The organism is Pseudomonas sp. YA1 (assembly GCF_058680555.1).
Genome location: NZ_JBZWBG010000011.1, coordinates 59719 through 75842 on the forward strand (window position 1 = coordinate 59719; position 16124 = coordinate 75842).

Sequence of the window (16124 nt, forward strand, 5' to 3'; positions counted from 1 at the left end):
GGCGCGCCTCAGTCCGGCCGGCGCGTGGCCAGGCGCAGGCCGGAGCCGCGGGCGAGGGCGGCCGGCCTGACGCAACGGACCCGGTAGCGGCCGCGCTCATCGATCTCGATGCCCTGCAACTCGGGAGCGAAACCGGGAAAGTGCTCGCCGAAGGCCTGCAAGGCCAGCAGGTAGTCGATCAGCGCCGGCGATTCCTCGGCCACCCGTTCGCCGGGCAATAGCAGCGGTGTGGCCGCCGGATGGACGCCGACCAGGCTGGCGACCACACGGCCGCCGAGCCTGTCGATCGCCACCGCTTCGGTTTCGTCCCTGACCAGGTGCCCATAGACCGTGGCCGGCGCCAGCGCGGCGTGGCCGGCAGCCCTGGCGGCGGCGTCGGCGAGGGCGGTCAGGTGCAGCCGCAGGCTGGCTTCGTGGATCATCGCGCAGAGTTCGCGCAGGCCGATGTAGCGGTACAGCGGCGAGCTGTCGAGCAACTCCGGCAACACCTGCTTCAGCGGCGCATCGTCGTCGTGCCGGCGTTTGAATTCGCACAGCCTGTCCACCAGCGGCTGCGCGTGTTCCGCCCTGGCGCCCTGGGGAAACAGCAGCAGGAAGCGATAGTCGCCGGTGCGCAACGGGGCGATGCCGTGCCGGCGCAGGTAGCGGCAGACCACCGCGGCGGGTACTCCGAAGCTGGCCGGGCGACCGCGCGAATCGAGGCCGGGGGCGCTCAGGGCGACGCGCAGCGGGTCCAGCCGAGGACTGCTGTCGAGTGTCTCGGCGAGCCCGTGCCAGCGCTTCGCCGGCGTCTCCCGGCCGGCCTCGATGCCAGGCCCCGGGTTGCCCCGCAGTATCTCGAAGAACCACGTATCGCCATCCTCCCTGGCGAGCCGCGCGGCGGCTTCCCAGAGCGCCCGGCGAAAGGCCTCGGCGATGTCGCCGGCGTGCGCCGCCGGGGCTCCTGCGGACGTCTTGCGGTAGGCCGTGGAGAGGTCGTTCAGCGGCGTCGCCAGGCGCTCCGCGGTGCTCCCCGAGCCGATCCGCCACTGCTTGGCCGGCGCCAGATCGAGGCGTGCGCGGCCGTTGTAGCGGGCGCTCACCGGCGTGCGCGGGACCGGCGGGGCATAGTCGCGCAGCCGCCTGGGGCCCGCCGGGGCGCGCCATTCGCGCAGGTCGCTGTCGATGCGCTCGGCGATGAAGCGTGCGGGGCCGGCGGCCAGGTTGAAGCATCCCTGGACCTCGTCCAGTAGCTGGCTGGACAACTGCTCGATGCGCAGTTGACGAAACAACAGGAACAGCGGGATGGACGGCGCGACCTGGCGGAGTTCATCGAGGGCCGACAATTGTGCGGCCTCGTTCTCGCCTGTCGGCTCCGCGACGAGCAGGAGGATGCCGGCGGGGTGCGCGGCGTTGCCGAGAAAATCCAGGGCGACCTTGCGGCTTGGCGCCTGGAAGAGCCGATAGCCGCGTATTTCCAGTTGTCGACAAAGCTCGGAAAGACGATTCGCATCATTGGCCGCGTTTATGTTGGAAGTGACGAGTATTGAATGACGCGAAGGATTGTTTCGAGACATGCTGTTGTCCTTGTCCATTCGAACCGCTCGGTTTTGCCGGCAAAAGCGTCGCCCGGCACGCCGAAGGCTCTCGCGAGGCGCGACTAGTGATTGATGATGTACTTGGCGCTGGCGAAGGTCGGCGGGATATAGAAGTTCCACTTCTTTTGCCGGGCGAGTGCCTTGAAGGCGCCGATGCAACTGCAACCGACCTTCTGGAAGATGTTGCTCTTGTGAAACTTGACGGTACTCAGGGAGCGGCTGATCTGTTCGGCTATTTCTTTTTCCGAGAGACCGGAAAGCAGCAGGTAGATCACGTCCCATTCGCGCGAGGTGAACAACTCCGAGGGGGGCGTGAAGGTGAAGGTACCGATGCCGTCGGTGGCGATGAAGCCGCGCGGGGCGACCGAGGTCAGGGTCTTGGCATGGGCGATCACCCCGGTGCGGTTGCCGCGCCGGTCATACAGCGGCATGCGTTCGAAATACAGGCAGCAGGGCGCCGGATGATCGTCCGGCCTGAGCAGCGCCAGGGCCTCGATGCGCTTGCCGGTCTGGATGACCAGCTTGTCGTGCTCTTCGATGCTGGCACTGAAGGGGGATAGCAGGGAGTTCTTCTGGCCGAACCGCGGGGTGATCAGTTCGGTATAGCGACGATTGACATAGACGAAGTTGAGACAGTTGTCTTTCACACTCCAGGCCTCTTCGCTCTGCTCCCAGGAAATGATCAGTTCGATGGGAATGTGCACCGACATGTGGTGAGTCATGTCCAGCAGCTTTTCGATATCCAATAGCGTCATTGGCTACTCCACTCATTTACATGTGGGCGGGTCTTTGAATGGAAGAAAGATGGCGAGGCGAGTGCGTGCCGGGATGTTCGTTGGGTCCTGCGGAAGTTTCTCTGGCAAGTGCTATCTTCTTTTCGGTGGCGTTCGACTCCTGCGTCTGCGAAGTGTTACCGGAGCAACTACGCCGGGGCGCAATTCGATTTCAGGTTATATCCGCGACCTCATGCTCAGGCTGTACTTTTGATCGAGTTTTTTTGCGCTGTTCTAATAGGGGGCGGGCGCGTTGTTCGAAAAGTCGATTGACAGCTGACGGAGGTGGCCAGGGTCCTATCGAACAATTCCAGGAATTCCCTTTTTCCAATGCGCGATGCCGCTGGTCCGTACTTCGCTCGCCGGGGCCGTTGCGCGGCTATGGTGGAAGTCCCGAGGCCTATCGAGGCTTTGTCATGTCGCGTGTGCTTTTCCTGCTCCTGGCCATGGTGCTCGCCGGCCTGGGCCAACCGACCCTCGCCGCGCCCCTGCCGGACGAGCTGCCGGCAGCCTTGCCCGCCGCGCCGCCAGTCGCGCCGTTGCCCATGGGCGGCGCGCCACAGCCGCAACCGGAGGCCGCCGAGCCGGACCTGCCGGGCAGCGACGCGGCCAGCGCCGACGGGGAGGCGACGACCAAGGACGGCTTGAAGATCGGCAACGGCAGTCTCCGCCTGCGCCAGGACGATCCCGGGCCGACCCGGGAAAGCCCGCTGCGCGATCCCCGCCTGAATCCCTACGCACCGCGCCAGCCCTGACCGACGGCCCGCGCCCGGTGGCCGGGCGGGTCTAGGCTTGTGCTGCGGTCGGCGGCGTTCCACGGCGAGCGCCGACCGTTCGTCCGCGCCGCGGGCTTTTTTCCCCGCCGCTGTCGAAAGGCGCCCTCGCCGGGCGACTACCGAACGAACGGATCGTCGATCCGCACCAGGAGCCCACCGCCATGAAATACCTCTGCCTGATCTATTTCGACGAAGCGAAGCTGGCCGCCGTGCCGGCCGAGGAGCTTGCCGCCATCGTCGACGAGTGCATGACTTACTCCGACCAGTTGGGCAAGGCCGGCCACTACATCGCCTCGCACGCCCTGCAGTCGGTGCAGACCGCCACCACCCTGCGCCACCAGGGCGGGCGGCTGGCGATGACCGACGGGCCGTTCGCCGAGACCAAGGAGCAACTCGGCGGTTTCTACCTGATCGAGGCGCGCGACCTCAACCAGGCCCTGCAGATCGCCGCGAAGATTCCGCCGGGACGGCTCGGCTGCGTCGAAGTGCGACCGGTCAAGGAATGGGAGTGAGGGCGCCCGGCGCCGGAGGTGAAGCATGTGCCCCCTGTGCATCGCATCCCTGTCCCTGCTGTGCGCCGGCGGCGCTTCGCTGGCCGGCTTCGCCCTGGCGACCGGGCGCCGGCGCCGCTGGCGGAACGACCCCGGGCAGGCTGGAAAACCGAGAATTTCCGTGGAGAATCGGCAATGAATCCTTCTTTGCAGGACCACCCGGTGAGCAACCGGGAACAATGGCTGGACGCCCGTCGCCGTCTGCTGGCGCGGGAAAAGCAACTCACCCGCCTGCGCGACCAGGTCGCCGCCGAACGACGCGAACTGCCCTGGGTCAGGGTGGACAAGGACTACCGCTTCCAGGGCGAGCGCGGCGAGCGTTCGCTGGCCGAGTTGTTCGGCGGCAATAGCCAGCTAATCGTCTACCACTTCATGTTCGCGCCGGGCTGGAGCGAAGGCTGCGTCGGCTGTTCGTTCCTCGCCGACCACATCGACGGCGCCAACCGGCACCTGGCGCACCACGACGTCAGCCTGGTGGCGGTATCGCGCGCGCCCCTGGAGGAGTTCCAGGCGTTCCGCCGGCGCATGGGCTGGCGTTTCGACTGGTACTCCTCGTACGGCAGCGATTTCAACCGTGACTTCGGGGTGTCCTTCGACAAGGCGCAACTGGCCGCCGGCAGCGTCGACTACAACTACCAGCCGACCCCCGACGCCGGCGAGGAAATGCCGGGTGCCAGTGTGTTCCTGCGCAATCCGGCGGGCGAGGTGTTCCACACCTATTCGGCCTATGCGCGCGGCCTCGACATCCTGCTCACCACCTACAACTTCCTCGACCTGACGCCCAAGGGGCGCAACGAGGACGCGATCATGGACTGGCTGCGTCACCACGACCGCTACGACGAGGCGCCGAAAAGCGCCTGCTGCCACGCGCAGGCCAGCCATTGAGGGAGCACGGCGAGCCGTTGCGCAGCCGCATCGAGGCACTGTACCGCGAGGAGTCGCGGCGCGTGCTGGCGACCCTGATCCGCCTGCTCGGCGATTTCGAGCTGGCCGAGGAAGCCTTGCACGACGCCTTCATCGCCGCCGTCGAGCAGTGGCCGCGCGACGGTATCCCGCGCAACCCGCGCGCCTGGCTGGTTTCCGCCGGGCGCTTCAAGGCCATCGACAACCTGCGCCGGCGAGCGCGCTTCGACGCCTCGCAGCGACTGCTCGCCGAGCAACTGGAAGAGCAGGCCGAGGCGCCGGCGGAGGAGGGCGATGCGGTGGAAGACGACCGGCTACGCCTGATCTTCACCTGCTGCCACCCGGCGCAGACCCCCGAGGCACAGGTGGCGCTGACCCTGCGCGAGGTCTGCGACCTGCGCACCGAGGAGATCGCCCGCGCCTTCCTCGCCGCGCCCAGCGCCATCGCCCAACGCATCGTGCGGGCCAAGAACAAGATCCGCGAGGCCCGGATTCCCTACCAGGTACCGACCCTGGAGGAACTCCCCGAGCGGCTGGGCAACGTCCTGCAAGTGATCTACCTGGTGTTCAACGAGGGCTACTCGGCTTCCACCGGCACCAGCCTGACCCGCGCCGATCTCAGCGGCGAGGCGATCCGCGTCGGCCGCCTGCTGGTCGAACTGCTGCCCGACCCCGAGGCCCTCGGCCTGCTCGCCCTGATGTTGCTGCACGACTCGCGGCGCCAGGCGCGGACCTCGGCCAGCGGCGAACTGGTGCGGCTCGACGAGCAGGACCGCACGCTATGGGATCGCGGACTGATCGTCGAGGGGCTCGGCCTGGTCGAGCGGGCCCTGGCCAGCCGCCGTTTCGGGGCCTACACCCTACAAGCGGCCATCGTCGCGGTGCACGCCCAGGCCCCGCGCGCCGAGGACACCGACTGGGCACGGATCGTCGCCCTCTACGACGCGCTACTGCGCCTGGCGCCATCGCCGGTGATCGAACTCAACCGCGCCGTGGCCTTGGCCATGCGCGATGGCGTCGAGGTCGGGCTGGCCGCGGTCGATGCGTTGCTGGCGCGGGGTGAACTGGCCGATTACCACCTGGCGCACTCGGCGCGCGCCGACTTCTGCCGCCGTCTCGGTCGCCGCCGCGAGGCCTACCGCGCGGCGCTGGCCCTGGCGCGCCAGGAGCCGGAGCGGCGCTTCATCGAGCAGCGCCTGCGCGAACTCGATTGAAGCCGGCTCAGGCGCCGTTGGCGCAGGCCGTACGCGCTTCGCCGCCAACGCCACGGGTGAACCACCAGAACGCCAGGGCCGCCAGGCTGATCGCCGCGCCGAGCAGGCTCACCGCGTCCCAGCCGGCCCAGGCGTACATGGCGGTGCCGGCGCTGGCGCCGAGGCCGCTGCCGGCGGCGTAGAACAGCATGTAGCAACCCACCAGGCGGCTGTGGGCGCGCGGGTCGATGGCGAAGACCAGGCTCTGGTTGAGCACATGGATCGCCTGGCCGGCGAGATCGAGCAGCAGCACGCCGAGAATCAGCGCCGCCAGCGAATGCGCGCCGAGGGCGAGCGGCAGCCAGGACAGCAGCAACAGCAGCAGGGCGCCGCCGCTGAGCGCCTGGGCGTGGCCGCGATCGGCCAGGCTGCCGGCCCGCGCCGCGCCCAGCGCGCCGAGCGCGCCGACCAGGCCGAAGGCGCCGATGGCGCTGTGCGACAGCGAATACGGCGGCGCGCTGAGCAGCAATACCAGGCTGCTCCAGAACACCCCGAAGGCGGCGAACATCAACAGCCCGAGCAGGCCGCGCACCTGCAGCACGCGCTGGCTCGCCAGCAGGCCGAACATCGAGCCGAGCAGCTGCCGGTAGGACAGCCCCAGTTCGTTGCTCGGCGCCGCCGGCAGTACCCGCCAGAGCAGCAGGCCAAGCCCGCCCATGCTCGCTGCCGAGACCAGGTAGACGCTGCGCCAGCCGCCGAGGTCGGCGAGCAGCCCGGCCAGGCTGCGCGCCAGCAGCAGGCCGATCACCACGCCGCCCTGCGCCGCGCCGACCACCCGCCCGCGCTCGCCAGGCGCCGCCAGCGCCGCGGCGTAGGCCAGCAGTCCCTGGGTCATGGCGGTGCCGAGCAGGCCCAGTCCGAGCAGCCCCAGCGCCAGGCCGAGGGTATCGCCGGCGAAGCCCACCAGCAGCAGCGACAGCACCAGCAGCAGGAGCTGGACGAACATCAGCCGGCGCCGCTCCAGCAGGTCGCCCAGCGGCACCACCAGCAGCAGCGCCAGGGCGCAACCGGCTTGGGTCGCGCCGAACAGCAGGCCGACCCCGGCCTGGCCGATGGCGAACTCGGCACCGAGGACGTCCAGCAGCGGCTGGGCGTAATAGACGTTGGCCACGCTGAGACCGCAGGCGACGGCGAACAGCAGCACCAGCGCGGAGGGGAGGGAGGATGGCGAGGATGGCATGCGAAGCGCTCCGTAAGGTTTCAATATGAAACTATGCGGAGGCTAGGAATTTTGGTTTTAAAATGCAACTTAAATTATCGCGGCAGTGCGTCTATCGATCGCGACTCGCGCACAGCGGAACGCGGGCCCGCCGCCGATTCACACCTGGCGGCGGGCCCGCGTAGCGGACGCTACCGGTCCTGCTCGCAGTTGACCATCCAGGCCACGCCGAAGCGGTCGGTGAACATGCCGAAGCTCGCCGCCCAGAAGGTCGGGCCCAGCGGCATCTGGACCGAGCCGCCCTCGGCGAGGGCGTTGAACAGGCGCTCGGCCTCGGCCTTGCTGTCGACGTTGAGGCTGATGGAACAGCCCTTGATGCCTTCGTAGGGATAGGCCGGGTGATTGTCCGAGGCCATCAGGGCGAAGCTGCCGACCACCAGCCGTGCGTGCATGATCTTGTCTTTCCAGTCGGCCGGGATGTCGCCGCACTCGGGGCTGTCGCCGAACGGCAGCATGGCCTCCAGGGTGCCGCCCAGGTGCTGGTGGTAGCAGCTGAAGGCCTCCCGGCAATTACCGTTGAAGATCAGGTAGGGGACGATTTGCATGGCGCTTTCCTCGTTCTTGGCGGAGTGCGGGGCGGTTCAGTTGCGTTTTTCCAGCTCGGCGCGCAGGCGCTCCTCGCGCTCGCGCAGTTCCGGGGTGAACTCCTCGCCGAAGTCCTCGGCCTCGAAGACCTGGCGGATCTCGATCTCGGATTCGCCGTCGAATGGGTTCGGGCATCGCTTGACCCACTCGATGGCCTCTTCCAGGGAGGCCACCTGGAACATCCAGAAACCGGCGATCAGCTCGCGGGTCTCGGCGAAGGGGCCGTCGATCACCGTCCGCGCGTTGCCGGAGAAACGCACCCGGGCGCCCTTGGCGCTGGGCTGTAGCCCTTCGCCGGCGAGCATCACCCCGGCCTTGACCAGTTCCTCGTTGTAGCGGCCCATCGCCGCGAGCAGTTCCTCGCTGGGCATCTCGCCGGCTTCGGAAGCCTGGGTGGCCTTGACGATCACCATGAATCTCATCTGCGTTCTCCTTGTTGTTCTGCGCAATGACGGCCCGTTCTGGCCCGCCTCCCGAACTGGTCGAACGGCGGGCCGGCGGATCGACAGGCGACGGCGGTTTTTTCGCTGGCCGGGGCAGTATAGGAGGCCCGCGCCGAGCGGCCGGGATGGCCGACGAGCGTCGCTGCGGAGTGTGCCGACCGCTGGGCGGGCCGCGCCAGCCGTGGCCTGCAGGGCTTCTACACTGTTCCAGCAGAACCATTTCCGCGAGCCTCGGCATGCCCCGTATCGTCTTCGCCCCGGCCATCCAGCGGCATGTCGCCATGCCCGCGCTGGACGTCGGCGCCGCCACCGTCGCCGCCGCCTTGCAGGCGGCCTTCGCCCGCGAGCCGCGCTTGCGCGGCTACCTGCTCGACGACCAGGGCAGTCTGCGCCGGCATGTGGCGCTGTTCGTCGATGGCGTGCAGGTCCGCGATCGCCGGGGATTGGGCGATCCGCTCCAAGACGATAGCGAGATCTACGTGGTGCAGGCGCTGAGCGGCGGTTGACCAACAGAGGAGGACATCCGGTGAGCGAGCGACTCTATGTCGGCACCCGCAAGGGCCTGTTCGAGCTGCGGCGCAACGCGGCGGGCCAGTGGCTGCCGATGGCCAGCCACTTCCTCGGCGAGCCGCTGAGCATGCTCCTCGCCGACCCGCGCGACGGCGCGCTCTACGCGGCGCTGAACCTCGGCCATTTCGGCGTCAAGCTGTGGCGTCGCGACGCCGGCGCGACGGACTGGATGGAATGCGCGGTGCCGGTCTATCCGCCGCAGCCGCCAGCGGCCGAACCGCTGGAAGGCCAGGCGGCGGAGCCACCCTGGTCGCTACAGCAGTTGTGGATCCTCGAGCCAGGCGGCGCCGACCGGCCCGGCACGCTGTGGGCCGGGACCATCCCCGGCGGCCTGTTCCGCTCCGACGACCGTGGCGCCAGCTGGCGCCTCAACCGCGAACTCTGGGAACGACCCGAGCGCGCCCAGTGGTTCGGCGGCGGCTACGACCATCCCGGCATCCATTCCATCTGCGTCGACCCACGCGACAGTCGCCACCTCACCGTCGCGGTGTCCTGCGGCGGCGTCTGGCAGAGCCACGACGACGGCCGCAGCTGGACCTGCACCACCAAAGGCATGCGCGCCGACTACATGCCGCCGGAGCAGAGCGAGGAGGCGGCGATCCAGGACCCGCACCGCCTGGTGCAGTGCCAGGCGCGCCCGGAGTTCCTCTGGGTGCAGCACCACAACGGCATCTTCCGTTCCCGCGACGGCGGCCTGCATTGGCAGGGCGTGGTCGCCGAGCCGTCCAGCTTCGGTTTCGCCGTCGCCGTGCATCCGCGGCAGCCGGACACGGCCTGGTTCGTCCCGGCGACCAAGGACGAATGCCGCATTCCCAGGGACGCCCGTTTCGTGGTCACCCGCACCCGCGACGGCGGCCGCAGCTTCGAGACCCTCGAGCGCGGCCTGCCCGACGGCCCGGCCTACGACCTGGTCTACCGCCACGGCCTGGACATCGACCCCAGCGGCGAGCGCCTGGCCATGGGCTCGACCACCGGCGGCCTGTGGCTCAGCGAGAACGGCGGGGAGGACTGGCAGCAGCTCTCCGCCAACCTGCCGCCGATCTACTGCGTGCGCTTCGCCTGAGCGCGCGGCGCTGGACAGCCTCGGCGCGCTTGCATAAGTTCGTGGGTTTTCGCCAAGGAGCCCACCCCATGAGCCTCGAATCCGTCCGGCGGTTCTTCGCCGAGAAAGCCCCGGACCTGCGCATCATCGAGCTGGAAACCAGCACCGCCACCGTCGCCCTGGCCGCCGAGGCCCATGGCGTGGAGCCGGGGCGGATCGCCAAGACCCTGTCGCTGCGGGTCGGCGAGCGCACCGTACTGGTAGTGGCGCGCGGCGACGCGCGGCTGGACAACCGCAAGATCAAGGCCGCCTTCGGCGGCAAGGCGAAGATGCTCGGCGCCGAGGACGTGGTCGAGCTGACCGGGCACCCGGTCGGCGGAGTCTGCCCGTTCGGCCTGGCGACGCCGCTGGCGGTGTACTGCGACGTCTCGCTGCAAGCCTTCGACGAAGTGCTGCCGGCCGCCGGCGCGGTGCACAGCGCGGTCCGCATCGCCCCGCAACGGATGGCCGAGCTGGTGGATGCGCAGTGGGTCGATGTGTGCCAGGAAGTCCTCCAGGAAGCCTGACGGCAACTGCCGGGCTCAGGCCAGGTTGAGCTGCCAGGACACCCCGAAGCGGTCGGCCAGCCAGGCGAAACGCTGGCTGAAGCCGTAGTCGCCGAGCGGCATCAGGGCCTTGCCGCCGTCGCCCAGGGCTTCGGCCAGGCGCTCGATCTGCGCGTTGCTCTCGCAGTCGACGAAGAAGGAGAACGCCGGGGTGAAATCGAAGGCGTGCCGCACATGGCTGTCGATGCAATGCACGCTCTGGTCGCCGAGGCGGAACAGCGCCTTCAGCACCGAGCCCTCCGGGCCCGGCCCCTCGGCGCCGTAGCGCTGGATCTGGAGGATCTCGGCGTCGTCGAACAGCGACAGGTAGAAGTTCATGGCCGCCTCGGCCTGGACCCCCTGGAACATCAGGAAGGGTCGTACGCGTGCGCTCATCGCGGTCTCCTCTGGAAGGCTGGCTCGAGGCTAGAGCCTAGCTCACCACGTTGCGGGTGAAACGCACCACCTCGTCCCCATCGTTGACGTAGGCGTACGGCTGGTCGCTGGCGAAGGCATGGAAATCGCCGGCCTCGATGCGCCGTTCGCCGTCGGCCAGTTCCAGGCGCAGGCGACCTTCGATGACCAGAACCATCTCCCGCCAGCCGGCGGCGTCGGGTTCCGATACGTAGCGCTCGCCCGGTCCCAGCGACCAGGCCCAGAGTTCCACCTCGCGCCGCGCCGGCGCGCTGGCGAGGAGGGTGGCGCGGCTCTCGGGGTGGTGGCCGACCCAGGCTACCGCATTGATCCGCGAGCGGTCGGTGGCCGGGGCCTGGACCAGGTCGGGGAACAGCACGCCGAGGGCGGCGGCGATACGGTCGAGGGTCGACAGGCTGACATTGACGTCGCCGCTCTCGATGCCCACCAGCATCCGCCGGCTGACACTGGCCGCGCGGGCCAGCGCTTCCTGGCTGAGGCCGGCTTGCAGGCGTAGGCGGCGGACGTTGCCGGAGACATGTTCGAGGACGCTGGGGCGTTCGGTAGGGTTGGGCAATATATTGCTCACTGTCGCGGTTTTGCGCATTATAGTGCACATCCCGTTTCCCGCAGTCCATCGGGCTGCTTCCCACTGCCGGACCTCTTCCATGACCTCCACCTCCCGCGGCCTCGCCGGAACGCTGTTGCCGGTCGGCCTGCTATTGATCGCCATGGCCTCGATCCAGAGCGGCGCCTCCCTGGCGAAAAGCATGTTCCCCCTGGTCGGTGCCCAGGGCACCACGGCCCTGCGGCTGTTCTTCGCCGCGCTGATCCTGCTGCTGTTCCTGCGCCCCTGGCGCAAGCGCCTGAGCCTGCAATCGCTGCGCTCGGTGGTGGTCTACGGCATCGCCCTGGGCGGCATGAACCTGCTGTTCTATCTCTCGGTGCGCACCGTGCCGCTGGGCATCGCGGTGGCCCTGGAGTTCACCGGGCCGCTGCTGGTGGCGATCCTCTCCTCGCGGCGCCTGCTGGACTTCCTCTGGATCGGCCTGGCGGTGTTCGGCATCTGGCTGTTGCTGCCGCTGGGCAACAGCGCCGAGCCGCTCGACCTGGTCGGCGCCGCCTATGCCCTCGGCGCCGGCGTGTGCTGGGCGCTGTACATCCTCTTCGGCCAGCGCGCCGGCGCCGACCATGGCGCCCAGGGCGCCGCGCTGGGGGTGCTGGTGGCGGCGATCCTGGTTGTGCCGATCGGCGTCGCCCACGCCGGCGCCGACCTCCTCGACCCGGCGCTGATCCCGTTGGCGCTGGGCGTCGCGGTGCTCTCCACGGCCTTGCCCTATACCCTGGAAATGGTCGCGCTGACCCGCCTGCCGGCGCGCACCTTCGGCACCCTGATGAGCATCGAGCCGGCCTTCGGCGCGCTCTCCGGGCTGCTGTTCCTCGGCGAGCGGCTGAGCCCGACCCAATGGCTAGCCATCGGCGCGATCATCCTCGCCTCGGTCGGCACTACCCTCAGCGTCAAGTCGCGTGGCGCCGCCCCGGCGCTACCGGCCAAGGACTGAGGCGGCCGCCGCGTCCTCCCGCTGCAGGCGCTCGTGCTGGCGGATGAAGCGCCGCGCGCTGCGCGCCAGGCGGATGCAGAGCATGATCGCCGCGCCTGTCAGGCCCACCACCAGGCCCTGCCACAGGCCGCGCGGTCCGGTGGGTTCCTGGAACCAGTCGGTGAGGCCGAGGCTGTAGCCCACCGGCAGGCCGATGCCCCAGTAGGCGAACAGGGTCATGATCATCGTCACCCGGGTATCCTGGTAGCCGCGCAGGGCCCCGGCGGCGGTGACCTGCAGGGCGTCGGAGAACTGGAACAGCGCGGAGAACACGATCAGCGAGGCGGCGATGGCGATCACCGCCGGGTCCGGCGAATACATCGCGGCGATCTGCTCGCGCAGCAACAACATCAGGCTCGCCGAGACGCAGGCGTAGCCCAGCGCCGCGGCCATCCCCACGCCGGCGGCGAAGCGCGCGTCGCGCGGCAGGCCGGCGCCGAGGTTGTGGCCGACCCGCACGGTCACCGCCATCCCCAGCGAATAGGGAATCATGAACACCAGCGCGCTGAAGTTCAGGGCGATCTGGTGGCCGGCCACCACGTTCTCGTCGAGCCCGCCGATCAGCAGGGCGATCACCGAGAAGATGCTCGACTCGGCGAACACCGCGATGCCGATCGGCAGGCCGACCGCCACCAGCGGGCCGATGGTCGCGCGATCCGGCCACTCCCAGCGCGAGAACAACTGGCTGGCGCGGTAGATCGAGGCCTTGTTCACCCAGAACAGCATGCCGAGGAACATGAACCACATCACCGAGCCGGTGGCCCAGCCGCAGCCGGGGCCGCCCATCTTCGGCATGCCGAAGTGGCCGTAGATCAGCGCGTAGTTGATCGGGATGTTCAGCAGCAGCCCGCCGATCCCCAGCACCATGCTCGGCCGGGTCCGTCCCAGGCCGTTGGTGTAGCAGCGCAGTACGTGATACAGCGCCGCCGCCGGGAAGCCCAGGGCGATGCCCTTGAGGTACAGCAGGCTCGGCCCGATCAGTTCCGGGCGCACTTTCATCAAACCGAGGATCGGCTCCGACAACCACCACAGCACCGCCCCCGACAGCGGCCCGATCAGCAGCGCCAGCCACAGCGCCTGGCGCACCAGCGGTCCGGTGCCGGGCTGGTCGCCGGCGCCGTAGCGCTGGGCGACCTTGGCCGTGGTGGCGAGCAGGGTGCCGGTCATCAGCAGGAACATCGGGATCCAGATCGAGTTGCCCAGCGCCACCGCTGCCAGGTCGTGCGGACTGGCGCGCCCGGCCATCACCGCATCGACGAAGCCCATGGCGGTGGTCGCCAGTTGCGCGATCATGATCGGCGCGGCGAGGGTCAGCAGTTCCTTGAGTTCGGCGCGGATGCGCAAGCCACGGGAAAGGGGCAGGGCGGGGCTGTTCACGGCAGTCCTTGTCTGGGCAGGGGAACCGCGTAGTTTACGGGTTGACGGGGTGGTCAGGAAGGGTCAGCAGGGTCGTGCCGGTTACCCAGCCGCGTAGGGCGAATAGCCGCCTAGCGGTTATCCGCCGATTACCCATGGCAGCGGCGGATAACGCCTACGGCGTCATTCGCCCTACCACCGCCCTACGCGCAGGCAAACGACCCCGCACTGCCCGCTTGAGCCCAACCCCGTAGGGCGAATAACCGCCTAGCGGTTATCCGCCACATACCCGTGACAGCGGCGGATGACATGCCCTGGAAACGCCGGACATCTCCCCCAGACTTTTCCGCAGCCTCTCTCAGACGCCCAGGAATTGGATAAAAAACCAGTAGGAGGAAGATGGAGGGGTCGCCAAGTCCATCTGTTTTCTTGGGGGCAGAAAAGACGCGGGCCGCAGGTGCAGGAACACCTACGACCCGCTAACCAGAGACCAGCTTAAAAGGAGCTGACCCATGGCTAAGGCCGATGATACGTCGAATCCCGCAATAACCGCACAGTCCCCTTCCACCTTCATCCCCCTGCGACGCACCTCGCAATGCAACCAGCACCCCGGTTGCGCCACCCTCTACTTGGACAGCAGCGCAGCCAGCGAAGACCTGTTCGACACCGCCCGCCGCCGGCTGGAGTCGGCGATCGGAACGCTGAGCGTCCTCGACCTGCTCGACGAAACCGAAGAACCCGGCGAAAGCATCTGCCGCATCACCGGTTCCCTGCTGTCGTTGCTCAGCGACGCCCTGTCGCTGTTCGAGGCGGAGTACGCACGCAGACACCGATAACCGACGGAGGCGGTGCCCCCCGGCAAGGCCGGGGGGTTGAGTAGCGGGGCGAAAAGGGGATCCCTCTCCGCCCTGGCTCGGCAGTTGCGCGGTCGGGCGAAAGCCACCTGCCCGCTACGCACGCCAACCCAGGCAATCCCTGACGATGACCGGTCTTTCATCTGCGACTGTTTCTCATTTACACTCGGCCCCCATTCTTCGGAGCCAGGCTCCTTTCCTGGGTGCATCGTGCCGTTCGATCCCGCCAAGCCGACGCTGCTGTCCACACTGGTTCGTCACTACGAGGAACTGGTCGACCATGTTCGCCGGCGCTTCGGCGACCGGGGCATGGCGCGCGAAGTGGTGCACGACGTGTGCGTGCAGTTGCTCGAACGCGACGAGAAGGAGGACGTGCACACGCCCCTGGCCCTGCTGCGGAAAATCTCCCACGACGCCGCCGTGAGCCGCTATCGTAGCGACCGTCGTCGAACCGCCTGGGTGGAAGCCGTCGCCGAGCTACCGGAAGTCGCCTGCATGGCGGCGACGCCCATGGGTCGCCACGAGGCCGAGCGCGAGTTCCAGGCACTGGTCGACGCCATCGCCACGCTTCCTCCTCGCTGCCGGGCCGTTTTCGTCATGCACAAGATCCACGAAATTCCCCAGGCGCAAGTCGCCCACCGCCTCGGCATCTCCGTCAAGACCGTGGAAAAGCACCTGCGCCTCGGACTGGCGGCCTGCCGGGAACGGCTCGGCCGCGGCGAGGCACGGCCATGACCCAGCCTTCGAAACGGAATGGGCAGGTTCCGCTGGACGACGCCCTGGAGCGCCATCGCGACGCGCTGAAGGACCTGTTCCCGCTGCCGCCCTCCCGGCCGAAATCGCGCAAGGCAAGCAAGGCGGCCGGCGTCGCGCTATTGCTGGCGCTGGCCATCGGCGCCCTGGCCTGGCTGGACCCGGCCTACAAGCGCGAGCGCTTCGCCACCGCCATCGGTGAGCGGCGCGACGTGACCCTGGCCGACGGCAGCCAGCTCCTGCTCGACAGCGGCAGCCAGATCGAGGTCAGTTGGCACCCGCTCAGCCGCCGGGTCGCGTTGCGCGCGGGGCAGGTGCTTTTCGAGGTATCCCCGGCGCGCTATCGGCCCTTCGTGGTGTCCGCGGGGTCGACCGACGTCCGCGTGCTCGGCACCCGGTTCAACGTGCGCCGCCTGGACGACGACGTCCGCGTGACCCTGGAGCGCGGACGGGTGGAGGTCGGCACCTCGGCTACGGCGCAAGCGCCAGTCGTGCTCCTGCCGGGCCAGCAGGTCGATGCCATTGGCGGGCAACTGATGCCGCTGGCCAAGGTCGATGCCGCCACGGCGATGGCCTGGAAAGACGACCGCCTAGTCTTCGAGCGCACGCCCCTGGACGAAGCCGTCGCGCTGCTGCGCCATTACCGCAAGGCGCCCATTCTCCTGGACGACCCCAGCCTGGCCTCCCTCCGGCTGACCGGCGTCTTCGCCGCGCACAACGCCGACCGGCTGCTCGACCTGCTGCCGAGCATCCTTCCCGTCGCCGTGTCGCGGCAGGAGGACGGCAGCGTCGAGATCCAACGCAAATCGACGCGAAAATAATTCTCGGACGCAGGTAGGGTTTCCCGCGCGCCATGGCGGCTATCCAGGA

At 68.6% G+C, this 16124-nt stretch carries 19 protein-coding genes; 11 read left to right on the forward strand and 8 right to left on the reverse strand.

All coding sequences use genetic code 11. The features are described 5' to 3' along the window. Positions 1-8 precede the first annotated feature (8 nt). Positions 9-1574, reverse strand: coding sequence for an aminotransferase class I/II-fold pyridoxal phosphate-dependent enzyme (locus AC4OR5_RS16960; RefSeq protein WP_016254137.1), 1566 nt, complete (start codon positions 1572-1574; stop codon positions 9-11). A gap of 65 nt (positions 1575-1639) precedes the next feature. Further along, on the reverse strand, positions 1640-2332 hold the full coding sequence (locus AC4OR5_RS16965) for a helix-turn-helix transcriptional regulator (protein WP_003082787.1): 693 nt from the start codon (positions 2330-2332) through the stop codon (positions 1640-1642). A gap of 434 nt (positions 2333-2766) precedes the next feature. On the opposite strand from AC4OR5_RS16965, the gene AC4OR5_RS16970 reads away from it, so the two are divergent. The 4 genes from AC4OR5_RS16970 (at position 2767) to AC4OR5_RS16985 (ending at position 5794) form a co-directional block, all read left to right on the forward strand. Beyond that, on the forward strand, positions 2767-3105 hold the full coding sequence (locus AC4OR5_RS16970; protein ID WP_016254138.1) for a hypothetical protein: 339 nt from the start codon (positions 2767-2769) through the stop codon (positions 3103-3105). Positions 3106-3287: 182 nt separating this feature from the next. Next, positions 3288-3638: a YciI family protein gene (locus AC4OR5_RS16975; RefSeq protein ID WP_003082795.1), complete on the forward strand. Its 351-nt coding sequence runs from the start codon at positions 3288-3290 to the stop codon at positions 3636-3638. A 174-nt stretch (positions 3639-3812) separates the two neighbouring features. After that, on the forward strand, positions 3813-4562 hold the full coding sequence (locus tag AC4OR5_RS16980) for a DUF899 domain-containing protein (RefSeq protein ID WP_003107663.1): 750 nt from the start codon (positions 3813-3815) through the stop codon (positions 4560-4562). Positions 4563-4579: 17 nt separating this feature from the next. Beyond that, positions 4580-5794: an RNA polymerase sigma factor gene (locus tag AC4OR5_RS16985; RefSeq protein WP_116271268.1), complete on the forward strand. Its 1215-nt coding sequence runs from the start codon at positions 4580-4582 to the stop codon at positions 5792-5794. Between the two features lie 7 nt (positions 5795-5801). On the opposite strand, the gene AC4OR5_RS16990 is transcribed toward AC4OR5_RS16985, so the two are convergent. From AC4OR5_RS16990 to AC4OR5_RS17000, 3 genes are all read right to left on the reverse strand, one after another. Then, positions 5802-7013 (reverse strand): MFS transporter, encoded by a 1212-nt coding sequence (locus AC4OR5_RS16990; protein ID WP_023097807.1) that lies wholly within the window; start codon positions 7011-7013, stop codon positions 5802-5804. Between the two features lie 170 nt (positions 7014-7183). Continuing rightward, positions 7184-7597 (reverse strand): VOC family protein, encoded by a 414-nt coding sequence (locus tag AC4OR5_RS16995; protein ID WP_003082839.1) that lies wholly within the window; start codon positions 7595-7597, stop codon positions 7184-7186. A gap of 36 nt (positions 7598-7633) precedes the next feature. Continuing rightward, on the reverse strand, positions 7634-8059 hold the full coding sequence (locus tag AC4OR5_RS17000) for a YciI family protein (RefSeq protein WP_003086910.1): 426 nt from the start codon (positions 8057-8059) through the stop codon (positions 7634-7636). A 257-nt stretch (positions 8060-8316) separates the two neighbouring features. Between AC4OR5_RS17000 and AC4OR5_RS17005 the strand changes: the two genes are divergently transcribed. From AC4OR5_RS17005 to AC4OR5_RS17015, 3 genes are all read left to right on the forward strand, one after another. Beyond that, the gene (locus tag AC4OR5_RS17005) at positions 8317-8586 is read left to right on the forward strand and encodes a MoaD/ThiS family protein (RefSeq protein WP_003086912.1); all 270 of its coding nucleotides are present in this window, start codon (positions 8317-8319) and stop codon (positions 8584-8586) included. 20 nt (positions 8587-8606) lie between these two features. Beyond that, on the forward strand, positions 8607-9713 hold the full coding sequence (locus tag AC4OR5_RS17010; protein WP_003109596.1) for a WD40/YVTN/BNR-like repeat-containing protein: 1107 nt from the start codon (positions 8607-8609) through the stop codon (positions 9711-9713). Positions 9714-9781: 68 nt separating this feature from the next. Then, positions 9782-10258 carry a YbaK/EbsC family protein gene (locus AC4OR5_RS17015; RefSeq protein ID WP_003086914.1) on the forward strand — a complete coding sequence of 159 codons (477 nt, stop codon included), beginning with the start codon at positions 9782-9784 and terminating at the stop codon, positions 10256-10258. Positions 10259-10273: 15 nt separating this feature from the next. Here AC4OR5_RS17015 and AC4OR5_RS17020 read toward each other — a convergent pair whose 3' ends face one another. Both AC4OR5_RS17020 and AC4OR5_RS17025 read right to left on the reverse strand, forming a co-directional pair. Beyond that, positions 10274-10672, reverse strand: a complete 399-nt coding sequence (locus AC4OR5_RS17020) for a VOC family protein (protein ID WP_003109594.1) — start codon at positions 10670-10672, stop codon at positions 10274-10276. Between the two features lie 37 nt (positions 10673-10709). Next, positions 10710-11360: a helix-turn-helix domain-containing protein gene (locus AC4OR5_RS17025; protein WP_003082844.1), complete on the reverse strand. Its 651-nt coding sequence runs from the start codon at positions 11358-11360 to the stop codon at positions 10710-10712. Here AC4OR5_RS17025 and rhtA point away from each other — a divergent pair. After that, on the forward strand, positions 11359-12252 hold the full coding sequence (gene rhtA, locus AC4OR5_RS17030) for a threonine/homoserine exporter RhtA (RefSeq protein ID WP_023106893.1): 894 nt from the start codon (positions 11359-11361) through the stop codon (positions 12250-12252). The genes AC4OR5_RS17025 and rhtA overlap by 2 nt on opposite strands. Here the strand turns inward: rhtA and pmpM are convergent. Then, positions 12235-13668, reverse strand: a complete 1434-nt coding sequence (pmpM, locus tag AC4OR5_RS17035) for a proton-coupled multidrug efflux MATE transporter PmpM (protein ID WP_003140343.1) — start codon at positions 13666-13668, stop codon at positions 12235-12237. The genes rhtA and pmpM overlap by 18 nt on opposite strands. 491 nt (positions 13669-14159) lie before the next feature. Between pmpM and AC4OR5_RS17040 the strand changes: the two genes are divergently transcribed. The 3 genes from AC4OR5_RS17040 (at position 14160) to AC4OR5_RS17050 (ending at position 16075) form a co-directional block, all read left to right on the forward strand. Continuing rightward, the gene (locus tag AC4OR5_RS17040; RefSeq protein WP_003082848.1) at positions 14160-14483 is read left to right on the forward strand and encodes a hypothetical protein; all 324 of its coding nucleotides are present in this window, start codon (positions 14160-14162) and stop codon (positions 14481-14483) included. Between the two features lie 228 nt (positions 14484-14711). Then, positions 14712-15236, forward strand: a complete 525-nt coding sequence (locus AC4OR5_RS17045) for an RNA polymerase sigma factor (protein ID WP_023126326.1) — start codon at positions 14712-14714, stop codon at positions 15234-15236. After that, complete coding sequence (locus AC4OR5_RS17050; protein WP_058161173.1) at positions 15233-16075, forward strand: FecR family protein; 843 nt, start codon at positions 15233-15235, stop codon at positions 16073-16075. Before AC4OR5_RS17045 ends, AC4OR5_RS17050 begins: the two co-directional genes overlap by 4 nt. Positions 16076-16124: the final 49 nt, after the last annotated feature.